We start from the raw sequence: 26,658 nt of genomic DNA, 5'->3' as shown, positions 1-26,658 counted from the left end.
TTAGCGGCGGATTACGCCGACACTCAAGCCTTCGATCACCAGTTCCTGATCTTTCAGGTCGACTTCGATAGGGGCGAACTCAGGGTTTTCGGCAATCAGCCAGACTTTGCTACCTTCACGCTTGAAGCGTTTGACGGTCACTTCATCGCCGATACGGGCGACGACAACCTGACCATTACGTGCTTCGCGAGTGGTATGAACAGCGAGCAGGTCGCCGTCGAAAATGCCGATGTCCTTCATGCTCATGCCGTGCACGCGCAGCAGGTAGTCGGCGCGAGGGTGGAAGAACGCTGGATTGATGTTGCAGGATTCCTCGATGTGCTGCTGGGCGAGGATCGGTGCACCGGCAGCGACCCGGCCAATGATTGGCAGGGTAGAGTCGTCGGGCTTGGCTTCAAAGCCGGGGATGCGAATGCCGCGAGAAGCGCCAGGGGTCATTTCGATGGCGCCCTTGCGGGCCAGTGCCTTGAGGTGTTCTTCCGCCGCGTTGGGCGACTTGAAACCCAGCTCCTGAGCGATTTCCGCGCGGGTTGGCGGGTAGCCGTTGTCTTCGAGGCAACGTTTGATGAAGGCCAGAATCTCGGCTTGGCGTGGCGTCAGCTTTAGCATAATGATCGCTCTGTCTTTTTATACAGTGACTGGGATTATATACAGTGAAGCGGTCTTGGCAATGCTCGTTTTTTTGCACGCCGCCGGACGGTCGACCTATCGGCTTATTAATGCGTTGACCTTGTGTGGTTAAATAGCTGACCGACCATTCCCAAAACGAACCGGCAGGCTTGACAACGCACAGGCTGAAACGTATGTTTCAAACAAGTGTTTGTCAGGCGGAGTAGCCATGGCCCAGTCGGAAACCGTTGAACGCATTCTTGATGCTGCCGAGCAGTTGTTCGCGGAGAAAGGTTTCGCTGAAACCTCATTGCGTTTGATCACCAGCAAGGCTGGCGTCAACCTGGCAGCGGTTAACTATCACTTCGGCTCCAAGAAAGCGCTGATTCAGGCGGTTTTTTCGCGGTTCCTCGGGCCGTTCTGCATCAGCCTCGACAAAGAGCTGGAGCGCCGTCAGGCCAAGCCTGAAAACAAGCCGACGCTCGAAGAGCTGTTGGAAATCCTCGTCGAACAGGCCCTCGTGGTTCAACCACGCAGCGGCAACGATCTGTCGATTTTCATGCGCTTGCTGGGCCTCGCGTTCAGCCAGAGCCAGGGCCACTTGCGCCGTTATCTGGAAGACATGTACGGCAAGGTGTTTCGTCGCTACATGCTGCTGGTCAACGAAGCGGCACCCCGCATTCCTCCTATCGAATTGTTCTGGCGCGTGCATTTCATGCTCGGCGCCGCAGCGTTCAGCATGTCCGGCATCAAGGCCTTGCGTGCGATTGCCGAGACCGATTTCGGCGTCAACACCTCCATTGAGCAGGTCATGCGCCTGATGGTGCCGTTCCTCGCTGCGGGCATGCGAGCCGAAACCGGTGTCACTGATGCGGCCATGGCGACTGCGCAACTGCGACCCCGCAGCAAGTCAACGCCGGTAGCCGCCAAGGTTTAACCGCGCACGGGTGGGCGCGGCAGCTTGTATCCGCTAAGCTAGCCGCCCATGCCGACTCTCGTTCTGAACCCGTTCTCCATCGATATCGCCGACCTGCCGGGCACCGCCCTCGGTGGCGATTTCGTGCGGATCGGGTTTTTAGTTTTCAAGGAATCTCTATGACTGCTGGCCTGCAAGGCTCGTTGATGGTGGACGTCGCCGGTACCTGGCTGACGGCTGAAGATCGCCAATTGTTGCGTCAGCCCGAAGTGGGTGGCCTGATCATTTTTGCCCGCAACATCGAGCACCCACGCCAGGTGCGTGAGCTGAGCGCGGCGATCCGCGCGGTTCGCCCGGACCTTCTGCTGGCGGTGGATCAAGAGGGCGGTCGCGTGCAGCGTCTGCTTCAGGGCTTTGTACGTCTGCCGGCCATGCGCGCCATCGCCGACAATCCGAATGCTGAGTATCTGGCCGAGCAATGTGGCTGGATCATGGCCACCGAAGTGCTGGCAGTCGGGCTCGATCTGAGCTTCGCACCTGTGCTGGATCTCGATTACCAGCGTAGCGCCGTGGTCGGCACCCGTTCCTTTGAGGGCGATCCCGAACGTGCCGCGCTGCTCGCCGGGGCGTTCATTCGCGGCATGAACAGCGCAGGAATGGCTGCCACCGGCAAGCACTTCCCGGGTCATGGCTGGGCCGAGGCCGATTCCCACGTCGCCATCCCCAACGACGAGCGCAGTCTCGAAGAGATCCGCGCCAACGACCTCGTGCCGTTCGCCAGGCTCAGCAAGCAACTGGCCGCCGTCATGCCGGCTCACGTCATTTACCCGCAAGTCGATTCGCAGCCAGCCGGCTTCTCCCGGCGCTGGTTGCAGGACATCCTGCGTGGCGAATTGCAGTTTGACGGTGTGATCTTCAGCGATGACCTGTCGATGGCTGGCGCCCATGTGGTCGGCGATGCTGCCAGCCGCATCGAGGCGGCGCTCAGCGCCGGTTGCGATATGGGCCTGGTGTGCAACGACCGCGCCACTGCCGAACTGGCCCTGAGCGCCGTGCAACGCATGAAAGTCAAGCCGTCTGCGCGTATCGCGCGGATGCGCGGCCAGTCGTTTGCCAGCACCGATTACCGTCAGGATCCGCGCTGGCTCACCGCCATCGGCGCGCTCAAAGACGCTCAACTGATTGATTAAGGATTTTTCGCTATGACGGTTTACGCAATCATCGGTGGCACCGGCCTGACTCAGCTTGAGGGCTTGAGCATTCGCCAATCGCTGGCGGTAGATACGCCTTATGGCGCACCCTCCGCCGAAGTGCAGATTGGCGAATACGCCGGCAAGGAAGTGCTGTTCCTCGCCCGTCACGGTCACCCGCATCGCTTCCCGCCGCACAAGGTCAACTACCGCGCCAACCTGTGGGCGTTGAAGCAGGCCGGCGCCGAAGCGATTATCGCGGTGAATGCCGTCGGTGGCATTCACTCAGCCATGGGCACCGGGCATTTTTGCGTGCCACATCAGATCGTCGACTACACCAGCGGTCGCGAGCACACCTATTTCGCCGATGATCTGGAACACGTCACTCACATCGACTTCAGCTTTCCCTACAGCGAGCCGCTGCGTCAGCAGTTGATCGCCGCCGTGGCTGCTGAAGGCTGCGAGTACAGCGATCAGGGCGTTTATGCCTGCACCCAGGGCCCACGCCTGGAAACGGTCGCCGAAATCATGCGTCTGGAACGAGATGGCTGCGACATCGTCGGCATGACCGGCATGCCGGAAGCAGCGCTGGCCCGAGAGCTGGATCTGGATTATGCGTGTCTGGCGCTGGTGGTGAATCCGGCAGCGGGCAAGACCACGGAAGTGATCACCATGGCCGAAATCGAGCAGGCGTTGCATGACGGAATGGGCAAGGTGAAGTCGACGTTGGCGCGGGTGCTGGCTGGCTAGGGACTGCCCATGAGCATTCTCATCGAACAGCTTAAGTCGTTGGCCTGGGCTCGGGCATTCACTAGCAATGCCCTGGTCAAGGCTCGGGCTTATGCCGCCGGTGATCGGGTAGAGATCATCGAGATCGATGACAGGAAGATCGAGGCTTTCTGCGTCGGCTCGGAAGATCAGGCGTATGAACAAACCATTTACCTGTCCGAAGATCGGCGGGGTTCCGTCAACTTGCGTTGCCTGTGCACCTGTCCTGTCGCAATCGACTGCAAGCACTGCGCTGCGGTGCTTTATCACCTGCAGGGCAGTGATCATGAGGCGTCTGAAAATGACGCACAGATCCAGTTGGGGCGGGCGCTGGAACATTGGCTTTCGACCATCCCCGTGCCGGCCAAGCCCGCTGAAGAAGGCGCGCAAACCGCAGGCACGCGCCTGTTTTACAAGCTCAAGCCAACGTCAGTGAGCGGCAAGTGGCTGCTCGATATTTTCAAGGTCTCCCAGCTTAAGAGCGGCGAGTTACGCGAAGTCAAACCGATGTATTCGCTGGCGGAAATGCTCACGCGTCAGCCCGGCTACCTGTCCGAGCTGGATCTGCGCGTCGCCAGGCTGCTGGTTGCCATGCACTCGCACCACGCCTATTACAGCGGCTATCCGCTGGAAGGCAGCAGCGGTGCCGAACTGCTGGAAATGCTCCTGCGCACCTCGCGGCTTTTCCTCGATTTCGTGGATTTGCGACCGTTGGTGCCGGGCGCGAAACGCATAGGCCAGTTCGCCTGGGCCGAGCAGGCCGACGGCGGGTTCCGCGCGCAGTGGAGCAGTGCCGAGGCAGCGCAGGAAACCGTGCTGGCGCTGGAGCCGCTTTATTACCTGGATCGTGAACAGCGGCAGATTGGCCCTCTGTTCAATGAGCTGGAAGAAAAACTGGCCAGTCATTTGACTCTGGCGCCTGACATCCCGGCGCGTCAGGCCATGCAGTTCAGCCATCGCATGAGCGCCGCAACGAGAATCCCGCCGCCCCACCAACTGACCGAACGAGTCATCGACGACGTACTTCCGCAGCCGCAACTCACTCTCGTCAGCGGTTGGGAGCGCTCGCGCTGGGAATACGTTCTTGAGCACCGCGCCGCTCTGGTGTTTACCTACAACGGCCAGCCGACGGTGGATCGCAACCCGGAAGTAATGATCCTCAACGGTACCGAAACCCAGCGCATTCAACGCCAGCCTGCGGTGGAAAAGAAACTGCGCCAGATTCTGCAAAAGCACGGCTTCAAGAAAGCCACCCGCAAGAGTTCGCTGGATCGTCCCGGCGAGATGTTCACGTTGCCGGATGATTCCGCCTGGCTCGGGTTTATGCACGAAGGGCTTGCCACGCTGTGCGCCTTGAACTGGGAAGTCGAGATCAGTCCCGGCTTTCATTTCAATGTGCAGCCAGTCGAGCATTGGTACGCCGAGGTCGAGGAAGAGGCTGGCCATCAGTGGTTTGATTTGCAGTTGGGTATTGTCGTCAATGGCCAGCGCTACAGTTTGCTACCGATCCTTCTGCACTTGTTGCGCACCCAGCCACGCTTGCTTGACCCGGCCAATCTGGCACAACGCAGCGATGACGAAAAACTCCTGATCGAACTGAAGCCCAGCGGTTTTGGCGACCCATCGGGCGCCAAGGTCGCGCTGCCGCTGAGTCGGGTCAAACCGCTGATGGCCACGCTGGGCGAGTTGTACCTGGGCGGTCATCAGGGCGATGCACTGCGCTTGAGTGTCCCGGACGCCGCGCGCTTGAGTATGCTCGATGGCGTACCGCTGGATTGGCAGGGTGGCGAGCGGCTGCGCACCTTTGCCAAGCGCCTGCAGAACGCCAGTCACACCCACGTCGCTGCGCCGGCCGGCCTTAACGCGCAACTGCGCCCGTATCAGCTCGAAGGTCTGAACTGGATGCAAACCCTACGCGAGCTTGAAGTAGGCGGCATTCTGGGCGATGACATGGGTCTGGGCAAAACGCTGCAAACCTTGGCGCATCTGCTCACGGAAAAACACGCCGGACGCCTCGATTGCCCGGCACTGGCGGTGATGCCGACCAGCCTTATTCCCAACTGGCTCGACGAGGCCGAGCGTTTCACCCCCCAGTTGAAAGTATTGGCGCTGCACGGCTCGGGGCGGCAAAAGGATTTCGCTGATCTGGCTGAGTACGATTTGGTACTGACCACTTACGCGTTGTTGCCGAGGGATCTGGAGGCCTTGCAGCCGCAGACGTGGAGCGTGCTGATTCTCGACGAAGCGCAGAACATCAAGAACCCGCTCAGCAAAGCCGCGCAGGCCGCGCGCGACTTGCAGGCCCGCCAGCGCTTGTGCCTGAGCGGCACGCCATTGGAAAACCACTTGGGCGAGCTTTGGTCGCAGTTTCATTTCCTCATGCCCGGTTGGCTCGGCGACAGCAAGTCCTTCAATCGCGATTACCGCACGCCAATCGAGAAGCACGGCAATGTTCAGCGCATGCAGCACCTGACAGCGCGCATCAAGCCGTTTTTGCTGCGCCGCAAAAAGGATCAGGTCGCCACTGAATTGCCACCGAAAACCGAAATTGTCCATTGGGTCGATCTCAGCGACGGCCAGCGCGACGTCTATGAAACCGTTCGTGTGGCGATGGACAAAAAAGTGCGCGACGAAATTGCCCGCAGTGGCGTGGCGCGCAGTCAGATCATCATTCTTGATGCATTGCTCAAGCTGCGTCAGGTCTGTTGCGACTCGCGCCTGATCAACATGCCGCTGACGGCGAAGGCGCTGCGCTCCGGCAGTGGCAAGTTGGTCAGCTTGATGGAAATGCTTGAAGAGCTGCTCAGCGAAGGTCGCCGGATCCTGTTGTTTTCGCAGTTCACCTCGATGCTCGCCTTGATCGAGGAAGAATTGCAGCAACGTGACATTGGCTATTCGCTGCTGACCGGCGAAACCACGGATCGACGCACGCCGGTGAAGGATTTTCAGGGCGGCAAGGTGCCGCTGTTTCTGATCAGTTTGAAGGCCGGAGGTACCGGTTTGAACCTGACCGCTGCGGACACGGTGATTCACTTCGACCCTTGGTGGAATCCGGCGGTGGAAAATCAGGCCACTGATCGGGCGTATCGAATCGGGCAAAACAACCCGGTGTTCGTTTACAAACTGATCGCTCGCGGCACGGTGGAGGAAAAAATACAGGCGCTGCAACAGGAGAAAGCGGCGTTGGCCGGAGCGGTGCTTGAGGGCGGAACGACGGGCGGCTGGAAGCTGGAGCAGAGTGATATCGAAGCACTGTTTGCGCCATTACCTGTTTCCAGGGAGTGATAGCCTGAATCGGAGGGCAGTATCGGATGGCCCCATTGCTGGCAAGCCAGCTCCCACAGGTTTCGTATTGTTCACAAAATAGTGTTCAACCCTAAATCACTGTGGGAGCTGGCTTGCCAGCGATGGCTATTTATCTGAAAAAGCAGATCTCAGCGCTTGTCGAGCTTATCCGGCAACGGCGCAAACAATGCTTCGATATCGTCGTTCTGCAGCTTCCAGTCTCCAGCCTTGCGCCCGTCCAGCACGCCGGCTGCGAGGTCGGACTTTTCCCTTTGTAGATGCTGAATCTTCTCTTCCACCGTGCCCCGGGCAATCATCTTGTAGACGAAAACCGGCTTTTCCTGGCCGATCCGATACGCGCGATCGGTGGCCTGATTCTCGGTCGCCGGATTCCACCACGGGTCGTAGTGAATCACCGTGTCCGCTTCGGTCAGGTTCAGGCCGACACCGCCAGCCTTCAGACTGATCAGAAAGATCTGACGCTTGCCGCTCTGGAATTCCTTCACCGGTGTGCGCCGATCACGGGTCTGGCCCGTCAACAGCGCGTAGGCGACATTGCGTTTTTTCAGCTCGTTTTCGATCAGTGACAGCATCGACGTGAACTGCGAAAACAGCAGAATCCGCCGACCTTCCTCGAACAATTCTTCCAGCATTTCCATCAAGCTATCGAGCTTGCCCGACGTGCTGCCGCGGGCGGGCAGCGTGGCGTCGTTGACCAGGCGCAAATCACAGCAAACCTGACGCAGCTTCAGCAAGGCTTCGAGAATGATGATCTGACTGCGCGCCACGCCTTTGCGGGTGATCTCGTCGCGGACTTTCTTGTCCATCGCCAGGCGCATGGTTTCGTACACATCGCGCTGGGCTTCGTTGAGATCGACCCAGTGGATGATTTCCGTCTTCGGCGGCAGTTCAGTCGCAACCTGTTCCTTGGTGCGGCGCAGCAGAAACGGTTTTATCCGACCATTGAGGTGCTGAAGTCTGACTTCGCTGCCGCGCTTTTCGATGGGCACACGGTAATCGGCGTTGAAGCTTTTGACGTCACCGAGCCAGCCCGGCAGTAGGAAGTGAAACAGTGACCACAATTCACCGAGGTGATTTTCCAGCGGTGTACCGCTCAGGCACAGGCGCTGGCGGGCATTCAGTTCGCGAGCTGCCTGCGCCGCTTTGCTGTTCGGATTCTTGATGTATTGCGCTTCATCCAGCACCAGTACGTGCAGCGGCTGTTGCGCCAGACGCTCGACATCCTTGGGCAGCAAAGCGTAGGTGGTGAGGATCAGATCAAAATCAGCCAGATTGTCGAAGTGCTTTTTGCGGCTGGCGCCGTATAGCGCGACCACTTTCAACTGAGGCGTAAAATGCGCTGCTTCATCGAGCCAATTCGGAATCAGGCTGGTGGGCATCACCACCATGCATGGCCGATCAAGTCGTCCGGCGTTTTTCTCACTGAGAATATGCGCCAGGGTCTGTAGGGTTTTACCCAGGCCCATGTCGTCCGCGAGAATCCCGCCGACTTCCAGTTGTCGCAGTGATTGCATCCAGCTCAAGCCTTCGAGCTGATAGGGGCGCAGCGTCGCGTTCAAGCCTTCTGGCGCTTCTGTGCTGAAGTCGCGGATGTCGCGCAGACGTTGCGCAAATGTGCGGATCTGCTCGCCGCCCTCCCACAGCAGCGGAATGCCCTCCAGCGAGTTAAGGCGCGTTGCGTCGGCCCTGCTCAGGCGCAGGGTGGTTTCACCCGGTTCCTGCAAGTAGAACTCGCCCAGAGTTGCCAATACCGGCTTCAATCGCCCGAGTGGCAGCGCCACTTGCAGCGGCCCGTGCTCGCTGTTGCGCTGCGGAATATTGACCAGAATCAGCTCGTCATCGCGACGGCGCGCAAGGCGTTCCGGGTTGAGGATTTCCGCGTGCGAACGCATCAGATTGAGCAGGATTGGCAACAGGCTCAAGCGCTCGCCGTTGACGATGATGCCCAGTTCCAGATCAAACCAGTCGCGTTCCGGCGCCTGCTCGACCGTGGCGTACCAGTCATCCACCGCCGTCAGATCAAAGCCGAATTCCTCATCGATCTGCAATTCCCAGCCATGGGTGCGCAGCTTCGGCAAATCGTTAAGGGTAAAGGTCAGCCACGCGCTGTCATTGACCATCTCATACAGTTCGCCGGCACTTTCCGGTAGTGCCTTGCTCTGACGGGTGGCGATACGGAAGCCGAGGATTCGTAACTGCTCCCGGTAGGACTGTTCGACTTCCGGATGGCGTTTTATCCGCAGTGTCTGGGTTTCCTGGCGAATCAGGATATCGCTGTTCTTCTGCCCGCTGACGTACTCATCCAGATAGCTGAACGACAGCGCTGCGCGATGTTGAATGTAGCGCTGCATCTTGCCGTTGCGCGGCTCGAAGGCGCTGAACTCGACACTGGCCAGCCACAGGCGTGGCACCGGCTGCACGTTGTCCACCAGCACTTGTGGTGGCGCTTTCGGGCTGCGGTTTTCCAGTACGGCCTGGAGTTTTTCCAGCAGTTCGGCGTCTTTCGCGGCGGCGGGGTAGTCGAGGGTTTCCTGGATTTGCAGCAATACTGCTGCGCAATGTTTGCAGTTGGTGCGTACCGGGCAGGTGCAGGCGGCGTCGACCAGCAGCAAAGTGCTTTTGGCTGACTCGCGCAGGTGAATGGTCTGACGGTAGACGTTACCGCCAGAGCCTTCGCAACTGGCGGTGATGGTTGCATCGCCGACCTGGGCGATGCGTACCCGGTTTTCCAGGGCGTAGCGGCGGCCACGCTCCAGGCTCTGTTCCTTGAATCGGCTGACCCAGGAGGGTGCCAACGGTTTACTCAGGGGCGCGGACATAAGGACTTCGATCAGTCCGGAATGGCTTCAGGCGCTTCCCGTGGCGCAGGCGCCGTCAGGGAAGTGATCTTGATCAGCAGGGCCAGGTGACCGTTATCGAGGTAGTTGAGTTGACCGTTTTTGGTGTGGCTGTCCTGTTTCAGGCGTTCGCTGGCGGTGACCATGCCGTTGGCGTCGATCTGGTTCACCCAGAAGTCGGCATTCACATCGGTGAAGCGCCCGAGTTTCATTTCCAGGGTGCCCTCGATCGGGAACTGGCCGAACTGTTCCCTGCCATCGCTGACGGCCACCTTGGTCGGTGTCTCGCCGAGGGTCTGTTGCCAGGCCTTGTGCAGCAACACGCTGTATTCGCCGCTGGCGGTGAGTTTGTTGGCGACGTCGTTCAGCGCCGGAGTGCGCTGGCTGTCATCGGCCAGGCGCTGAGCGCCGGCAGCCCAGTCTTCCGGCGCAGCGCGGCTGACAATGGCCGGAACTGCGTTCTGACGGACCAGAATCATTTCGACCTGATACAGGTCATCGGCAAACGCCATCGGTGCTACGAAAGTGAGTAGCAGGGTCAGTGAGCGAAACAGGCGCATGCGGCGTCCTTCAAGCAGTTTTCGGGATGAGGCGCTCGAACAGCGCCTCTACAGTATTAAAGCGCTCTTCCGGGCGCTCCATCGGCACCTGGAACTTGAACATGGTGGCGCCTTCGAATTTGTAGCGTTTCGGCTGACTCTGGATCAGTTTGATCAGGGTCATCGGGTCGACCGGCGTCTGCGCGGCGAACTCGATGCGTCCACCCTGCGGGCCGCCGTCGACCTTCTTGATGCCCAGCTGTTCGGCCTGCAACTTCAAGGCCGTGATGCGCACAAGATTCTTGGTCGGCTCCGGCAGCAGGCCGAAACGGTCGATCATCTCGACTTGCAGATCCTTCAAACCTTCCTCGTCGGTGGCCGACGCGATGCGCTTGTACAGAATCAGCCGCGCATGCACATCGGGCAGATAGTCTTCCGGAATCAGCGCCGGCACCCGCAGGTTGACTTCCGGGCCGCCGCCGAGTGGTTGATCAAGGTTCGGTTGCTCGCCCTTGCGGATCGACTTCACCGCACGTTCAAGCATTTCCATGTACAGCGTGAAGCCCACGGCTTGAATCTGCCCGCTCTGGCCATCGCCGAGCAATTCGCCGGCGCCACGGATTTCCAGGTCGTTGGTCGCCAGGACGAAACCGGCACCGAGATCCTGGGTGTTGGCAATCGCCTCCAGACGTTTTTCCGCGTCCGAGGTGATTTGCTGGCGTGGCGGTGTCAGCAGGTAAGCGTAAGCCTGGTGGTGACTACGGCCGACACGGCCGCGCAACTGGTGCAGTTGCGCCAGGCCGAACTTGTCGGCGCGCTCGATGATGATGGTGTTGGCGCTCGGCACGTCGATGCCGGTCTCGATGATGGTCGAGGCGATCAGCACGTTGAAGCGCTTGTGGTAGAAGTCGCTCATCACCTGTTCGAGTTCGCGCTCGCGCATCTGCCCATGGCCGACGCCGATTCGTGCTTCCGGGACCAGTTCGGCGAGGTCGGCGGCGCATTTCTCGATGGTCTTCACATCGTTGTGCAGGTAATAAACCTGACCGCCGCGCAGCAGTTCACGCAGCAAAGCTTCTTTGACCGTGCTCTTGTTCTGCTCCATGACGAAGGTGCGCACTGACAGGCGGCGCGCCGGCGGCGTGGCGATGATCGACAGGTCACGCATGCCCGACACCGCCATGTTCAGCGTGCGCGGAATCGGCGTGGCAGTCAGCGTGAGAATGTCGACTTCGCTGCGCAGGGCCTTGAGCTGTTCTTTCTGACGCACCCCGAAACGGTGTTCTTCGTCGATGATCACCAGGCCGAGGTTTTTGATTTTGACGTCATCGGACAGCAGCTTGTGCGTGCCGATAACGATGTCGATCTTGCCTTCCGCCAGATCGGCGATCGCAGCATTCACTTCCTTGGCGGATTTGAAGCGGCTCATCACTTCCACAGTCACTGGCCAGTCGGCGAAACGGTCGCGGAAGCTGTTGTAATGCTGCTGGGCGAGCAGGGTGGTCGGCACCAGAATCGCCACCTGACGGCCGCCGTGCACGGCGATGAACGCCGCGCGCATGGCCACTTCGGTCTTGCCGAAACCGACGTCGCCGCAGACCAGTCGATCCATCGGTTTCGGCGCGAGCATGTCTTCGCGCACGGCTTCGATGGTCGACTGCTGATCCGGCGTTTCTTCGAACGGGAAACCGGCGCTGAAGGTCGCGTAATCGGCTTTCGGGTCGGCAAACGCGTAGCCTTCGCGAGCGGCGCGGCGGGCATAGATGTCGAGCAGTTCGGCGGCGACATCGCGCACTTGTTCAGCGGCTTTGCGCTTGGCTTTCTGCCAGGTTTCCGAGCCGAGACGGTGCAGCGGGGCCAGCGAATCGTCGCTACCGGTGTAGCGGGCGATCAGGTGCAGGTTGGCCACCGGCACGTAGAGCTTGGCGTTCTCGGCGTATTCGAGGGTGAGGAACTCGGCAGCCTGATTGTCGATTTCCAGAATCGTCAGGCCCAGGTAGCGGCCGACACCGTGGTCGATATGCACCACCGGCGCGCCTTCACGCAACTCGGTGAGGTTCTTGATCACCGCGTCGTTGTTGGCATCCGCGCGCTTTTCACGACGGCGACGCTGCATCACGCGTTGCCCGAACAGCGGACTTTCCGCGACCAGCGCCAGCGCCGGATCGTCGAGCATCAAGCCTTCATCGAGCGGCGCGATGGTGATCGCCAGGCGATCCTTGCTCGCAACGAAGTCCGGCCAGCTGTCGACGGTTTTTGGTCGCAGCTTCAGGCGTTCGAGCAGCTCCAGCAAGACTTCGCGACGCCCCGCCGATTCGGCGGTGAACAGCACGCGTCCGGGGAATTCATCAAGGAAGTTCGACAGCGCTGCCAGCGGTTGAGTGGCTTTGGCTTCGATGGCCAGATTCGGCAGTGCCTGGGCCGGAAAGCGTTCGCGACCGACGCCGGTTTCCACGTCCTGCTGGCTGGCGACCACTCGCGGCCAGCTCTTCAGGCGGGCGAAGCAGTCCTCCACCGGCAGGAACAATTCGGCTGGCGGCAATAGAGGGCGCGATGGATCGACGCGGCGCTCCTCATAGCGATTGCGCACGTCGTTCCAGAAGTTTTCCGCCGCCTGCTCGATGCCTGGCAGCGAGAACACTTGCGTGTCCTGCGGCAGGTAATCGAACAGGGTCGAGGTTTCGTCGAAAAACAGCGGCAGGTAGTACTCGATGCCGGCGGGCGTGATACCGCTGCTCAAGTCCTGAAAAATCGGGCAGCGCCGGAAGTCGACGTCGAAGCGCTCACGGAACCGCGCCTTGAAGCGGGTGACCGCATCTTTTTGCAGCGGGAATTCACGGGCCGGCAGCAGCTTGACCGAATCGACCTTGTCGATGGAGCGTTGGTTTTCCGGATCGAAGGTGCGCAAGGTTTCGATTTCGTCGTCGAACAAGTCGATGCGGTACGGCAGTTTGCTGCCCATCGGGAACAGGTCGATCAGCGCCCCGCGCACGGTGAATTCGCCGTGCTCGTACACCGTGTCGACGTAGCGATAGCCGCTGGCTTCTAGCCGCGTGCGCATCTGTTCGACGTCGAGCTTCTGACCGACATCCAGCACCAGACTGCTGCCGAGCAGGAATTTGGTCGGCGCCAGTCGATGCAGGGCCGTAGTGATCGGCACCACCAGCACGCCATGTTCCAGCTCCGGCAGTCTATAAAGGCTGGCGATGCGCTGGGAAATGATGTCCTGGTGCGGCGAAAACAGGTCGTACGGCAGGGTTTCCCAGTCGGGGAAATGCAGAACGGGCAAATCCGGGGCGAAGAAACTCAGCTCCTGTTCCAGCCGTTCGGCACTCTGGCTGTCGGCGGTCAGTAGCAGGGTGAAGCGCTTGGCAGCGCTGGCAGCCTCGGCAATCGCCAGGCTCAGGGCGGCACCGGGCAAGTTGCCCCAATGCTGTTTACCTGCCGCGGCAGGGAGAAGCGGTAGACGCAGAACAGGCACGGAAGGTTGAGCTCCAGGCGTTGCGACAAAGTCGGTAATTGTAGCGGCGTCCGGTGCTGCCTGTCAGTTGCAGACTGCGTCTATCTTCGCTGTTTGCACGAAATGTAGTGGTAACCATAAAAAAGAGCACTTTTTTGAGGGTTATGTAGTGCCGAAATCGAGTGGTGTTACGGAGGGTTACAGACATCGTCTAACACTTGTCGAAAAATTGACTGTGCTGGAGGCCCCGGTTTTACTGGGCTGGAGAGCGGCGTTATTTTTTGTGACGGAATTTTGTTACCGATTGCGCGACAAGCGCGCATTGCTACAAGAGGTTCTGGGCGGCATAATGTAGCCCCTTTTTTCTGCCCCTACATGTGGAAGGTTCCCGTGACTCAGAAGCCCGACCAGTGTCTTGGTGAATGGATCGACCGTGAAGCACTCGCAGAAGCGATGATTCCGCTTATCGGTCAGCTCTACCGCAATAACAACGTGGTGAGCTCGATCTATGGCCGCAGCCTGATCAACCAGTCTGTCATCGCGATTCTCAAAGCTCATCGCTTTGCTCGCCATCGTTCTGCCGACGACAGCGAACTCTCCGTCCACGAAACATTCCCACTGCTCAAGGCCATGAGCGAGCTCAAGCTCGGCGCGGCTTCGGTGGATCTGGGCAAGTTGGCGTTCAAATTCCGCAGCGAAGGCAATGGCCGCACCGCCGAGCAATTCGTTCGTGAAGAAATGGCTGACGTGGTTGGCCAGCAAAACGCTTCGGCCCGCAAAGGCACTGATGTTGTGCTGTACGGTTTCGGTCGTATCGGCCGTCTGCTGGCGCGCATCCTGATCGAGAAAACCGGTGGGGGCGACGGTCTGCGTCTGCGTGCCATCGTCGTGCGCAAAGGCGCCGACAACGACCTGACCAAGCGCGCCAGCCTGCTGCGTCGCGATTCGGTACATGGTTCGTTCAACGGCACCATCACCATCGACGAAGAAAACAACACCATCACCGCCAACGGTAACCTGATCCAGGTGATCTACGCGAAGAACCCGACCGAGGTTGATTACACCCAGTACGGCATCAAAGACGCGCTGCTGGTGGACAACACCGGTGTATGGCGTGATGCGGATGGCCTGGGTCAGCACCTGGCCTGCCCGGGTATCGACCGCGTTGTTCTGACCGCGCCTGGCAAAGGCAAGCTGAAGAACATCGTTCACGGCATCAACCACGGTGAAATCACCGCTGACGACAAGATCGTGTCCGCCGCTTCCTGCACCACCAACGCCATCGTGCCGGTGCTGAAAGCGGTGAATGACAAGTTCGGCATCATCAACGGTCACGTCGAAACCGTTCACTCGTACACCAACGACCAGAACCTGATCGACAACTTCCACAAAGGCGATCGCCGTGGTCGTTCCGCTGCGCTGAACATGGTAATCACCGAGACCGGTGCTGCCACTGCTGCTGCCAAGGCTCTGCCTGAACTGGCTGGCAAGCTGACCGGTAACGCGATCCGCGTTCCGACGCCAAACGTGTCGATGGCCATTCTCAACCTCAACCTTGAGAAAGCCGCCACCCGTGAAGAGATGAACGAGTACCTGCGCTACATGGCGCTGCACTCCGATCTGCACAAGCAAATCGACTTCGTCAACTCGCAGGAAGTGGTTTCGACCGACTTCGTTGGCTCGCGCCACGCCGGTGTGGTCGACGCTGAAGCGACCATCGTTCAGGACAACCGCGTTGTTCTGTACGTCTGGTACGACAACGAGTTCGGTTACAGCTGCCAGGTTGTTCGCGTGATGGAAGACATGGCCGGGGTAAACCCGCCAGCGTTCCCGCGCTAAGCCTTAGCTGCAAATGAAAACGCCCCGACTTTGGTCGGGGCGTTTTTTTATGCCTGGTAAATATCTGTTGCCTGTTGCGGCCTCATCGCTGGCAAGCCAGCTCCCACAGTGGTTTAGGTCGTTCACAAAGGTTGTGTACACCAAAGAAACCTGTGGGAGCTGGCTTGCCAGCGATGGCGTCCTATCGGGCGCCGCCAGGTACAGCCGCTTGCGCCGTGCGCAGCTCATGTTTGTTACCCCGGAACAACACCAGCGTCGCAATCAACCCCAGCACGGCCGCGCCACTGAGCCAGATCCCCGGCGCAGCCTTGTTATCCAGTACATGAATCAGATAAGTGCACGCTGCCGGTGTAAAGCCGCCGAAGGTCGCTGTCGCCAGGCTGTAGGCCAGCGAAAACCCGGTCGTCCGCACTTCCACCGGCATGATCTCGGTCAGCGCCACGACCATCGCGCCGTTGTACGAGCCGTACAGGAACGACAGCCACAACTCGACGATCAGCAAATGGCTGAAACTCGGGTTCGCCACCAGCCACGACAGGGCAGGGTAGGCCGTCAGAATCGCCAGAATCGTCGCCGCGAGCAGTAGGGGTTTACGGCCGATCTTGTCGGACACCGAGCCCATCACCGGCAGCCAGAAGAAGTTCGACAGGCCGATACACACCGTTACCAGCAGCGCATCGAAATCCGACAGGTGCAGCTCAGCCTTGCCGAACGTCGGGGTGTATGCGGTGATCAAGTAAAAAGACACCGTAGTCATCACCACAAGCGCCATGCCGGCGATGACGATGCCAAAGTTCTGTCCGATCGAACGGACGATTTCCCGCAGGGTAGGGCGATGCTTGCGTGCCTGGAATTCCGGGGTTTCTTCCAGTGAGCGACGGATCACGAAAATGACCGGCACAATCATGCAACCGATCAGAAACGGCACACGCCAGCCCCAGTCACCCATTTGTTCCGGGCTCAGCCAATGGTTGAGAGCAACACCCAGCAGTCCGGCAAAGACCACCGCCGCTTGTTGGCTCGCGGATTGCCAGCTGACGAAGAAGCCCTTGCGCCCCGGTGTGGCGATTTCTGCCAGATAAACCGACACACCACCCAACTCGACGCCAGCGGAGAAGCCTTGCAGCAAGCGGCCGAACAACACGATCAGCGGCGCGGCGACGCCGAGTGTGGCGTATCCCGGAACGCAGGCAATCAGCACCGTGCCGGCAGCCATCAGGGCCAGCGTGATGATCAGGCCCTGGCGGCGACCATGCCGGTCAATGTAGGCACCGAGGAAAATAGCCCCCAGCGGACGCATCAGGAACCCGGCACCGAAGGTCGCGAGCGAGAGCATCAGAGAAGCGAAGGCGCTGTCGGCCGGGAAGAAGGTCTTGGCGATGGCCGTGGCATAGAAGCCGTAGACCATGAAGTCGAACATTTCGAGGAAGTTGCCGCTGACAACGCGGAAAATCGCTTTGCCTTTGCCCGTGGTGGTGGACATGTTCAGTTACTCATTATTGGATTTTATAAACGCGTAGCATCCGTTGGGAGCGAGCGGGCCCTTTAATCCATAATGGCTGTCGCGGTTTTGCAGGGAGATGAATAATTGTTCACTGGACGGTGGTTTGGACTTGTGATTTTGGCTGGCATATTGGCCGGCTGCGGCAATGGCGACTCCATGGACAGCTTCGCGGGCCAGACGATGGGCAGCACGTATTCGATCAAGTACGTGCGCCACGCAGGCCTTGCTGACCCCGCGCAAGTGCGCCACGAAGTGGAGGGCATCCTCGGCGAAGTCGACCGACAGATGTCTACTTATCGCAGCGACTCCGACATCGAACGCTTCAATGCATTGCCCGCTGGCCGCTGTCAGACCATGCCTGCGCCAATCCTCGAATTGATCCGCGTGGGCGAGCAACTGTCAGAGCAAAGCGAAGGTTCCTACGACCTCACTGTCGAGCCGCTGATGAACCTCTGGGGTTTTGGCCCACAAGGTCGCGAAGAAAAGGTCCCGAGCGCTGCCGCACTGGCAGAGGTGTTGCAGAAAGTCGGCCATCAACATCTGCACATCGACGGCGATCAGCTGTGCAAGGACGCCGCTGTCGAAGTCGACTTCAATAGCATGGCCGCCGGTTACGCTGTTGACACGATCGCCGCCAGGCTGGATGCCATGGGCATCCACGATTACCTCGCTGAAGCTACGGGCGAGCTGAAAGCCAAGGGCAAGAAACTCGACGGCTCGCCGTGGCGCATTGCTCTGGAAGAGCCTCGCGATGATCAGCAAGTCGCCGAGCGGGTGATTAATGTCGACGGCTACGGTGTTTCCACTTCCGGCGACTACCGCAACTATTTCCTTCAGGACGGCCGGCGCTATTCCCACACTTTCGATGCGCGTAGCGGCGCACCTGTCCTACACAACCTGGCGTCAGTCACGGTGATTCATCCTTCAGCGTTGATGGCCGATGGACTATCGACGCTGTTGCTGATTCTTGGGCCTGAAAGGGCTTGGGACTATGCCGAAAAGCATGACATTGGTGCATTCTTTGTAATTCGTGCCGATACAGGTTTTGTCGTCCGCACCAGCAAGGCTTTCGAGCGCCTCAGTGGCGCAAAAATTGACTGAGAGCAGTACGAAAGCTGGCGTTGTAGTGCAGGCAAAAGTAGCCTACGACGCGACCAAGGGTTAATGTGCGCGGCGTTGACGCTTCTATAGACTGTGTCCGGGTTCTTTACTGGCCCCCAATTGTTCCTTCGCGCCGCCGTTCGGCGTGATTTAGCCGCCGGTGCTGCTGGCACCGCGGCCTGTTCTGAGGAGTACGCATGGCTGTCTACAACTACGACGTGGTGGTGCTGGGTTCCGGCCCGGCGGGAGAAGGCGCGGCAATGAACGCCGCCAAAGCAGGGCGCAAGGTCGCGATGGTCGACAGCCGTCGCCAGGTCGGCGGCAACTGCACCCACCTCGGCACCATCCCGTCCAAGGCACTGCGTCACTCGGTGCGGCAGATCATGCAGTTCAACACCAATCCGATGTTCCGGGCGATCGGCGAGCCACGCTGGTTCTCCTTCCCGGACGTGTTGAAAAGCGCCGAGAAAGTCATTTCCAAACAAGTCGCTTCGCGTACCGGCTACTACGCCCGTAACCGCGTCGACGTGTTCTTCGGCACCGGCAGCTTCGCCGACGAGCAAACCATCGAAGTGGTTTGCGCCAACGGTGTGGTCGAAAAACTGGTGGCCAAGCACATCATCATCGCCACCGGCTCGCGCCCGTATCGTCCGGCTGACATCGATTTCCACCACCCGCGCATCTACGATAGCGACACCATCCTCAGTCTCGGCCACACCCCGCGTAAGCTGATCGTTTACGGCGCCGGCGTAATCGGTTGCGAATATGCTTCGATCTTCAGTGGTCTGGGTGTATTGGTCGAGTTGGTCGACAACCGCGGTCAGCTGCTGAGCTTCCTCGACTCGGAAATCTCCCAGGCGTTGAGCTACCACTTCAGCAACAACAACATCACCGTGCGCCATAACGAAGACTACGATCGTGTCGAAGGCGTGGACAACGGCGTGATCCTGCACCTCAAGTCCGGCAAGAAGATCAAGGCTGACGCCTTGCTCTGGTGCAATGGCCGTACCGGTAACACCGACCAGTTGGGTCTGGAAAACATCGGCGTCAAGGTCAACAGCCGCGGTCAGATCGAAGTCGACGAGAACTACCGCACCTGCGTGCCGAACATTTATGGCGCAGGCGACGTGATCGGCTGGCCGAGCCTGGCCAGTGCTGCCCACGACCAGGGTCGTTCGGCCGCTGGCAGCATCGTCGACAACGGTAGCTGGCGTTTTGTGAATGACGTGCCGACCGGCATCTACACCATTCCGGAGATCAGCTCGATCGGCAAGAACGAGCAGGAGCTGACCCAGGCCAAAGTGCCGTACGAAGTCGGCAAGGCGTTCTTCAAGAGCATGGCGCGAGCGCAGATCGCCGGCGAGCCGCAAGGCATGCTGAAGATCCTGTTCCACCGTGAAACCCTGGAAGTGTTGGGCGTTCACTGCTTCGGTTATCAGGCGTCGGAGATCGTCCACATCGGTCAGGCGATCATGAGCCAGCCGGGCGAACTGAACACCCTGAAATACTTCGTCAACACCACGTTCAACTACCCGACCATGGCCGAAGCCTATCGTGTAGCGGCGTACGACGGCCTCAACCGGCTTTTTTGACGGGCTCCGGCCGGTGGCCTGAGCCGGCCGGGGAGACCGATTTCAGCAATTCTCGAGGGTGGCAGTGGCCAAACCGGGAAAGTCTGTAATCAGGCTGTCAACGCCGAAGTCGGCGAGTCTGCGCATCAGCGCAGGCTCGTTGACGGTCCACACCGACACATGCAGCCCCTGACGCTGTGCCTTCTGAAGGCGTTCCGGCGTACACAGCGTCCAGTTCAGCGCCAGAATCTCGCAGCCATAGCTTGCCGCGACCTTCAACGGGTCGAGCCAGGCGTATTCGGCCACCAGTCCCCGTGACACATCCGGCACCAGATCCAGCGCCGCTTTCAAGACTTCCCGCGAACTCGAGGTGATTGTCACCTTGTCCAGCAGGCCATGTCGCTGCGCCATCTCACGAATGGCCAGCACGGTGGTTGCCGCGCGAGTACGCGAAGCGCTTTTGACTTCAAGCTGCCAGTGCTCGAAATCACACTTCTCGAACAACTCCTCCAGTGTTGGAATCGGGCAGGGCTTGATCCAGCCCGGGCCGCCCTTGCGTGCGTCGTAGGTCACCAGTTCGGCGGCGGTATGCTCGACGACTTTGCCGCGGCGGTCGGTGGTGCGCTTGAGGGTCGGGTCGTGAATGACCATCAACTCGCCGTCCTTGGACAGGTGCAGATCGAGTTCGCAACGGCGCACGCCGTGCTTGAGACATTCCTGAAAACTGCTCAGGGTATTTTCCGGTGCTTCGCCCTTGGCGCCGCGGTGGCCGTAGATGAGGGTCACGGTTCTTCCTTAATTTAAATGCCTGATTCGTTCTGTTCGCGGGCCAGACGTCGTTCCTGGGCCTGCTTCTGCAAGATATAGCGGGCGAGCAACTGGCGCTGGGCATCGGTCAAGTGTTCGAACTCGGTGCCGACGTCATAACCCTCGCCCTTGCGGTCGCAATGGGTGACGCGGGCGCGCAGCAACAGGCCCAGTGCCTGCGGCATGAGCACCAGTTTCACTGACAGGTGTGCACCCGTGGCAATCGGCGTCGGGTACTGAAAGTCGATCCCGCCTTCGGAGATGATCACCGGTTGCGGCTCGCCGATATGGCCGAGCACGGTCAGGGCGACCACCTGACTGAGCAGGTCGATGCGTTTGTTCTGGGATTTCAGAAACGCGGCGATGGCCCGGTCGCGTTCACTGATCTGGCGCAGCAGGTGCTGCGACTCGAATTCGCTCAGGTGCAGTTCGCTGAGCAGGTTGAACAGCGGGGAAGCATCCTGCAACACTTCCTGGCCTGCGGCTTCGGGAGCGGACAGGGGCCGAATTTCCAGTGCGATCGTGTCCTCGATACGGTAGTATTCGCGGCGATCTTCTTCATCTAATGTCGACATGGCGAACCCATGGTAGCGGCGGTGGTCTGAGTGTAAAGCTGGTTATCGACCCCCGCCACAAGGACGTTCCTTTTCCCTCCGAACAAGCCCCGACATGTTCAGACCTCTCTTCGTATTTATCGGCACGCGTTATACCCGTGCAAAGCGTCGCAATCATTTTGTGTCATTCATTTCCCTGACTTCGATGATCGGGCTCGCGCTTGGCGTGGTCGTGATGATCGTCGTGCTCTCGGTGATGAATGGCTTCGATCATGAGATGCGCACCCGCGTGCTGGGCATGGTGCCCCACGCGACCATCGAATCCACCGAGCCGATCAGCGATTGGCAAAGCCTGGCCACCCAGGTCAAGCAGAACCCGCAGGTGACGGCGGTTGCGCCGTTCACTCAAATGCAGGGGCTGCTGACCAATAACGGTCAGGTGTCCAAGGTGTTGCTCAACGCCATCGACCCTGCGCTTGAGCGCAATGTGTCGATCATCGACAACTTCATGAAGCAGGGCAAACTCGACGATTTGACGCCGGGCAGCTTCGGCATCGTGATTGGCGATAAAGCCGCGACCAAGCTCGGCGTGGGCATCGGTGACAAGATCACCTTCGTCGCGCCGGAGGTCAGCGTGACCCCGGCCGGGATGTTCCCGCGCATGAAACGCTTCACCGTGGTCGGCATTTTCCATGTCGGTGCCGGCGAGCTCGATGGTTATCTGGGCGTTACCAACCTGCAGGATCTGGCGAAAATGCATCGCTGGAAGCCTGATCAGGTGCAGGGCATTCGCCTGAAGTTCGACGATCTGTTCCAGGCACCGCGCGTGGCATGGAACATCGCCCAGCAGCTTGGCGAAGACCATTACTACGCCCGCGACTGGACGCGCACGCACGGCAATCTGTATCAGGCGATCCGCATGGAAAAAGCCATGATCGGCCTGCTGTTGCTGCTGATTGTTGCCGTCGCGGCGTTCAACATCATTTCCACACTGGTGATGGTGGTGAATGACAAGAAAGGCGACATCGCCATTCTGCGCACATTGGGCGCAACACCGGGCACGATCATGCGCACCTTCATGGTCCAGGGCACGGTCATCGGCGTGGTCGGCACGGCGATTGGCGCAGTGGTCGGGATCTTCGCCGCGCTTAATGTCAGCGCCGCGATTTCCGCCCTCGAAGGGCTGATCGGCCACAAATTCCTTAATGCTGACGTGTATTTCATTGATTATCTTCCGTCGCAGGTGCAGAGCCAGGATGTCGTAATGGTCTGCGCCGCGGCGTTGGTCTTGAGTTTCCTCGCCACCCTGTATCCCGCCTGGCGTGCCGCGCGCACCCAGCCGGCGGAGGCGCTACGTTATGAGTGAGTCGGGCATGAGTGAAAAAGCAATCTTGAGCTGCCGCAACCTGGGCAAATCCTACGAGGAAGGCCCGGAGTCGGTAGAAGTGCTGGCCGGTCTGCAACTGGAGTTGCACCCGGGCGAGCGAGTGGCGATTGTCGGCACCTCGGGTTCGGGCAAAAGTACCTTGCTCAACCTGTTGGGCGGCCTCGACACGCCAACCAAGGGCAGTGTCTGGCTCGACGGTGAAGAACTGTCGGCGCTGAGTGAGAAAAAGCGCGGTCTGCTGCGCAATCGCGCGCTGGGTTTCGTTTACCAGTTCCACCACTTGCTGCCGGAATTCACCGCGCTGGAAAACGTCTGCATGCCGTTGCTGATTGGCAAGACGCCGATCCCGGAAGCCCGTCAGCGTGCTACCGCGTTGCTGGAGCGGGTAGGGCTGGGCCATCGCCTTGAGCACAAACCGGCGGAACTGTCCGGTGGCGAGCGTCAGCGTGTCGCCATCGCCCGCGCGCTGGTGAACAAGCCGGGTCTGGTGATGCTCGATGAGCCGACCGGCAACCTCGACTCCCACACCGCCCAGGGCATTCAGGATTTGATGCTGGAACTCAGCACCTCGATGCGCACGGCGTTCCTGGTGGTGACCCACGACATGAACCTGGCTCGCCAGATGGATCGCGTTCTGCACCTGCAAAACGGTTGCCTGACGCCCATCTGATGAGTTGAAACCCGGCGTCTGAAAAGACGTCGGGTCTTTTATTTTTATACGGTGCCCCAGCGAATGTTCAGACCGTTATCGATCTTTATCGGCACGCGCTATACCCGCGCCAAGCGCCGCAATCGCTTTGTTTCGTTCATTTCGATGACCTCGATGATCGGCCTCGCCCTCGGCGTGTTGGCGATGATCGTGGTGTTGTCGGTGATGAACGGCTTCCAGCGCGAAATGAGCTCGCGCATCCTCGGCATGGTGCCGCACGCGACCATCGTTGGCGTGAAGCCGATTGATGACTGGCAGCCCGTGGCCGCCGCCGCGATGAAAAATCCCGAAGTAACCGCCGCCGTGCCGTTCACCGAAATGGAAGGCATGCTGTCTTACAAAGGCTTGATGCAGCCGATCCAGATCAGCGGTGTCGATCCGGCCCAGGAAGGCAAAGTCTCGATCGTCGCCCAGCACATCGTCCAGGGCCGGCTCGATGCCTTGAAGCCCGGTGAGTTTGGCGTGGTCATCGGTGAGATCACCGCCCGCCGTTTCCGTTTGAATGTCGGCGACAAGATCACCCTGATAGTGCCGGAAGTCAGCACCGCACCGGGTGGTATCACCCCGCGTATGCAGCGGTTGAACGTGGTGGGTGTGTTCAAGGTTGGCGCGGAACTGGACGGCTCGATGGGTCTGATTCATGTGGCCGATGCGGCGACCATGCAGCACTGGGAGCCGAATCAGGTGCAAAGCGTGCGTCTGGCGGTGAAAGACCTGTACGCCGCGCCGAAAGTCTCCTCGGACATCGCCGCCGCCCTAGGTGCCGATTTCAAGGCTGACGACTGGACCCACACCCAGGGCAGCCTGTTCAGTGCGATGAAAATGGAAAAAACCATGATCGGCCTGCTATTGCTGATGATCGTCGCGGTGGCGGCATTCAACATCATCGCGACGCTGATCATGGTGGTGAACGACAAAGGCGCGGACATTGCGATCCTGCGCACCATTGGTGCCACGCCCCGGCAGATCATGGCGATCTTCATGGTGCAGGGCACGGTGATCGGCATTGTCGGCACCTTGATTGGTGGCGTGCTGGGTGTGATCGCGGCGCTGAACGTCAGCGAACTGGTCGGCTGGGTCGAGCGGGTGAGCGGGCAGCACATTTTCAGTTCCGATGTGTATTTCGTCAGCAACTTGCCTTCCGAATTGCAGGGCGGGGACGTGCTGTTGATCTGCTCTGCCGGGTTCATCTTGAGCTTCCTGGCGACGGTGTATCCGGCGTGGCGGGCGGCGAAGATCGAGCCGGCTCATGCGCTGAGATACTCGTAAGCTTTGAATTTGCTATCGCGGGCAAGTCCGCTCCCACAGGGTTTTGAGTCGGGCACGAATTTTTAAAACGACTCGGAACCTGTGGGAGCGGGCTTGCCCGCGATGGGGCCGGAACGGCGAGCCTCAATCCTTCTTCGGCAACTCAATCACAAACCGTGTCCATCCAGTTTCTGATTCGCAATGAATCTGCCCACTATGGGCGCGGACTATCGATTGAGTAATCGCCAACCCCAACCCCGCATGCTCACTGCTGCCTTCCTGCCGCGCCGGATCGGCCCGATAAAACCGGTCGAACAGCCGTGGCAACAACTCCGCAGAAATCCCCTCGCCACTGTTCTCGACTGAAATGCGCACAGCGCTCGGTTGATCAACGATCCGCAAACTTACGTAGCCCTCAACCGGAGTAAAGCGCAGCGCGTTATCCAGCAAATTCGACAACGCCCGACGCAACATACTGCGATCACCTTCGATCCGCGCATGGCCCTCGCGCGTCAGCTTGACCCCGACGTCCTCCGCCAGCGGCGCAAAAAACTCCAAAAGCACATCCGTTTCATCCGCCAGTTCCAGCGCCTCACGCTTGGGCATCAACAATCCGTGGTCAGCCTTGGCCAGATACAGCATGTCGTTGACCAGTTGCGCCATCCATTGCAGTTCTTCGAGGTTGCTGTGCAGTGCTTCGCGGTAGTCTTCCAGCGGTCGCGGGCGGGTGAGGGTGACCTGGGTGTGGGTCAGCAGGTTCGACAGCGGTGTGCGCAGTTCATGGGCGATGTCGGCAGAAAACGCAGACAGCCGTTGAAACGAGTCGTCGAGTCGTCCGAGCATGGCGTTAAAGCTGTGGGCCAATTCCGTTAGCTCTGGCGGCATTTGCGCTTCCGGCAGTCGGGCATTGAGCGATTGGGCAGAAATCCCACGGGCCACAGCACTCATGCGCCGCAGTGGACGCAAGCCACTGCGGGAGGCCCAGGCACCGAGTAACGCGGTAGCCAGTGCGGAAAGGCCAACGGTCAGCCAGATCAAATGCTGCATGCGTTGCAGGAAATGCTGGTGATGGGTGATGTCCAGCAACAGGGTCAATTGTGGCGAGTCGCTTTTGTCCGGGTAGAGCGGGGCGTTGAGCACACGATAATCGGTGCCCGCGTCACTGATGGTCGACAAATCGCTTGTTTGCGGCAGATCGCGCGGTACATGGATCGAGCTGTCGTACCAACGTTGGCCGTCACCGCCAGTGATGCGCAGTGACAGATCGGCCTGGCGACTCAGTTCATCCGCCAGCCGCGCCTCACTTTCATTGGCCTGAACATCCTGCAAGGCGCGGCGCAGGCCGATCAGTTTGCCGTCGAGCAATTGCTGGTCGAGCTCAATGAAGTGCGCCTCGCTGGCGCGGCTGAACAACACCCCGGCCAACAGTGAAACCACTGCGGTGCAAGCGGCAAACAGCAGGGCCAGACGCGAACTCAAAGACAAGCGGCGCATCAGACTGGACGCTCTTCAAGCACGTAACCCATGCCGCGTACGGTGTGGATCAGTTTGTTGGGGAATTCGTCATCGACCTTCAAGCGCAAACGACGGATCGCCACTTCAATCACGTTGGTGTCGCTGTCGAAATTCATGTCCCACACCTGCGAGGCGATCAACGACTTTGGCAGCACTTCGCCCTGACGGCGCAGGAGCATTTCCAGCAAGGCGAATTCCTTGGCGGTCAGGTCGATGCGTTGACCGCTGCGCTCTACCCGGCGGCGGATCAGGTCCAGGCGCAGGTCGGCCAGTTGCAGGCTGGTTTCCTGCGGTGTGGCGCTGCCGCGACGCAGCAGACTGCGCACCCGGGCCAGTAACTCAGAGAAGGCGAAGGGTTTGACCAGATAGTCGTCGGCGCCGAGTTCGAGGCCGTGAACCCTGTCCTCTATCGCGTCTTTGGCCGTCAGAAATAGTACCGGCGTGTCGAGACCGGCACTGCGCACCGCGTGCAGGATCTGCCAGCCACTGCGCCCGGGCAGCATCACGTCGAGGATCAACAGCGCGTAGTCGCCGCTCAAGGCCAGTTGCTGCCCGCTGTTGCCGTCGGCCACCAGCTCGGTGTTGAAGCCGGCTTCGGTCAGGCCTTGGCGCAGGTATTGGCCGGTTTTCGCTTGGTCTTCGACGATCAACAGTTTCATGGGTAACTCGGGTGGGTTCGGTTGTAATAACGAAAGCTTTATACCGTGAGAGCAGGCGATAACCGCCAACCTGACAAAGTTGTAATCTGCCTGTCAGGCAGATGCCAGCGCAGGCCGGCTAAAGTTTCCCACAGGCTGA

The 26,658-nt window shown here is 59.7% G+C and carries 19 protein-coding genes; 10 read left to right on the top strand and 9 right to left on the bottom strand.

Features of this window, described 5'->3' with window-relative positions; genetic code table 11:
• Positions 1 to 609 carry a transcriptional repressor LexA gene (gene lexA / locus ACVVH8_RS20100; protein WP_090284744.1) on the bottom strand — a complete coding sequence of 203 codons (609 nt, stop codon included), beginning with the start codon at positions 607 to 609 and terminating at the stop codon, positions 1 to 3.
• Positions 610 to 838: 229 nt separating this feature from the next.
• On the opposite strand from lexA, the gene ACVVH8_RS20095 reads away from it, so the two are divergent.
• The 4 genes from ACVVH8_RS20095 (at position 839) to ACVVH8_RS20080 (ending at position 6,768) form a co-directional block, all read left to right on the top strand.
• Complete coding sequence (locus ACVVH8_RS20095; protein WP_007910473.1) at positions 839 to 1,546, top strand: TetR/AcrR family transcriptional regulator; 708 nt, start codon at positions 839 to 841, stop codon at positions 1,544 to 1,546.
• Positions 1,547 to 1,716: 170 nt separating this feature from the next.
• Complete coding sequence (gene nagZ / locus ACVVH8_RS20090) at positions 1,717 to 2,715, top strand: beta-N-acetylhexosaminidase (RefSeq protein ID WP_475231209.1); 999 nt, start codon at positions 1,717 to 1,719, stop codon at positions 2,713 to 2,715.
• A gap of 12 nt (positions 2,716 to 2,727) precedes the next feature.
• Positions 2,728 to 3,465: an S-methyl-5'-thioinosine phosphorylase gene (locus ACVVH8_RS20085; protein ID WP_103305070.1), complete on the top strand. Its 738-nt coding sequence runs from the start codon at positions 2,728 to 2,730 to the stop codon at positions 3,463 to 3,465.
• Between the two features lie 9 nt (positions 3,466 to 3,474).
• Positions 3,475 to 6,768 (top strand): DEAD/DEAH box helicase, encoded by a 3,294-nt coding sequence (locus ACVVH8_RS20080; RefSeq protein WP_475225897.1) that lies wholly within the window; start codon positions 3,475 to 3,477, stop codon positions 6,766 to 6,768.
• Positions 6,769 to 6,917: 149 nt separating this feature from the next.
• Here the strand turns inward: ACVVH8_RS20080 and ACVVH8_RS20075 are convergent, their stop codons facing one another.
• From ACVVH8_RS20075 to mfd, 3 genes are read right to left on the bottom strand one after another with little or no spacing between them, the layout of a single operon-like run.
• Positions 6,918 to 9,608 (bottom strand): SNF2-related protein, encoded by a 2,691-nt coding sequence (locus ACVVH8_RS20075; RefSeq protein WP_475225894.1) that lies wholly within the window; start codon positions 9,606 to 9,608, stop codon positions 6,918 to 6,920.
• Between the two features lie 11 nt (positions 9,609 to 9,619).
• Positions 9,620 to 10,186, bottom strand: a complete 567-nt coding sequence (locus ACVVH8_RS20070) for a CsiV family protein (RefSeq protein ID WP_475225892.1) — start codon at positions 10,184 to 10,186, stop codon at positions 9,620 to 9,622.
• A gap of 10 nt (positions 10,187 to 10,196) precedes the next feature.
• Positions 10,197 to 13,646: a transcription-repair coupling factor gene (mfd, locus tag ACVVH8_RS20065; protein ID WP_475225888.1), complete on the bottom strand. Its 3,450-nt coding sequence runs from the start codon at positions 13,644 to 13,646 to the stop codon at positions 10,197 to 10,199.
• Positions 13,647 to 14,000: 354 nt separating this feature from the next.
• Here mfd and ACVVH8_RS20060 point away from each other — a divergent pair, with 354 nt between their 5' ends.
• On the top strand, positions 14,001 to 15,464 hold the full coding sequence (locus ACVVH8_RS20060) for a glyceraldehyde-3-phosphate dehydrogenase (RefSeq protein ID WP_103305074.1): 1,464 nt from the start codon (positions 14,001 to 14,003) through the stop codon (positions 15,462 to 15,464).
• Between the two features lie 181 nt (positions 15,465 to 15,645).
• Here the strand turns inward: ACVVH8_RS20060 and tcuC are convergent, their stop codons facing one another.
• Positions 15,646 to 16,947, bottom strand: coding sequence for an MFS transporter (tcuC, locus tag ACVVH8_RS20055; protein WP_103305075.1), 1,302 nt, complete (start codon positions 16,945 to 16,947; stop codon positions 15,646 to 15,648).
• A 177-nt stretch (positions 16,948 to 17,124) separates the two neighbouring features.
• Between tcuC and ACVVH8_RS20050 the strand changes: the two genes are divergently transcribed.
• Both ACVVH8_RS20050 and sthA read left to right on the top strand, forming a co-directional pair.
• Positions 17,125 to 18,069 (top strand): FAD:protein FMN transferase, encoded by a 945-nt coding sequence (locus tag ACVVH8_RS20050; RefSeq protein ID WP_475225885.1) that lies wholly within the window; start codon positions 17,125 to 17,127, stop codon positions 18,067 to 18,069.
• Between the two features lie 197 nt (positions 18,070 to 18,266).
• The gene (sthA, locus tag ACVVH8_RS20045) at positions 18,267 to 19,661 is read left to right on the top strand and encodes a Si-specific NAD(P)(+) transhydrogenase (protein ID WP_103305077.1); all 1,395 of its coding nucleotides are present in this window, start codon (positions 18,267 to 18,269) and stop codon (positions 19,659 to 19,661) included.
• Between the two features lie 42 nt (positions 19,662 to 19,703).
• Here the strand turns inward: sthA and ACVVH8_RS20040 are convergent, their stop codons facing one another.
• Both ACVVH8_RS20040 and ACVVH8_RS20035 read right to left on the bottom strand, forming a co-directional pair.
• The gene (locus ACVVH8_RS20040; RefSeq protein ID WP_025111067.1) at positions 19,704 to 20,426 is read right to left on the bottom strand and encodes a glycerophosphodiester phosphodiesterase; all 723 of its coding nucleotides are present in this window, start codon (positions 20,424 to 20,426) and stop codon (positions 19,704 to 19,706) included.
• A gap of 14 nt (positions 20,427 to 20,440) precedes the next feature.
• Entirely contained in the window at positions 20,441 to 21,022 is a 582-nt protein-coding gene (locus ACVVH8_RS20035) for a PilZ domain-containing protein (protein ID WP_016986736.1), read from the bottom strand.
• Between the two features lie 94 nt (positions 21,023 to 21,116).
• Between ACVVH8_RS20035 and ACVVH8_RS20030 the strand changes: the two genes are divergently transcribed.
• The 3 genes from ACVVH8_RS20030 (at position 21,117) to ACVVH8_RS20020 (ending at position 24,366) form a co-directional block, all read left to right on the top strand.
• On the top strand, positions 21,117 to 22,367 hold the full coding sequence (locus tag ACVVH8_RS20030; RefSeq protein ID WP_213026130.1) for a lipoprotein-releasing ABC transporter permease subunit: 1,251 nt from the start codon (positions 21,117 to 21,119) through the stop codon (positions 22,365 to 22,367).
• A 7-nt stretch (positions 22,368 to 22,374) separates the two neighbouring features.
• Positions 22,375 to 23,058, top strand: a complete 684-nt coding sequence (lolD, locus tag ACVVH8_RS20025; protein WP_475225883.1) for a lipoprotein-releasing ABC transporter ATP-binding protein LolD — start codon at positions 22,375 to 22,377, stop codon at positions 23,056 to 23,058.
• Positions 23,059 to 23,121: 63 nt separating this feature from the next.
• Positions 23,122 to 24,366 (top strand): lipoprotein-releasing ABC transporter permease subunit, encoded by a 1,245-nt coding sequence (locus tag ACVVH8_RS20020; protein WP_475225880.1) that lies wholly within the window; start codon positions 23,122 to 23,124, stop codon positions 24,364 to 24,366.
• A gap of 123 nt (positions 24,367 to 24,489) precedes the next feature.
• Here the strand turns inward: ACVVH8_RS20020 and ACVVH8_RS20015 are convergent, their stop codons facing one another.
• On the bottom strand, positions 24,490 to 25,839 hold the full coding sequence (locus tag ACVVH8_RS20015; protein ID WP_475225878.1) for a heavy metal sensor histidine kinase: 1,350 nt from the start codon (positions 25,837 to 25,839) through the stop codon (positions 24,490 to 24,492).
• On the bottom strand, positions 25,839 to 26,519 hold the full coding sequence (locus tag ACVVH8_RS20010) for a heavy metal response regulator transcription factor (RefSeq protein WP_475225875.1): 681 nt from the start codon (positions 26,517 to 26,519) through the stop codon (positions 25,839 to 25,841). The genes ACVVH8_RS20015 and ACVVH8_RS20010 overlap by 1 nt, the downstream gene beginning before the upstream one ends.
• Positions 26,520 to 26,658 lie beyond the last annotated feature (139 nt).

The sequence above is a fragment of the Pseudomonas trutticola BRTCR10 genome (assembly GCF_056155105.1).
This window is presented reverse-complemented; position numbering and strand designations above follow the sequence as displayed.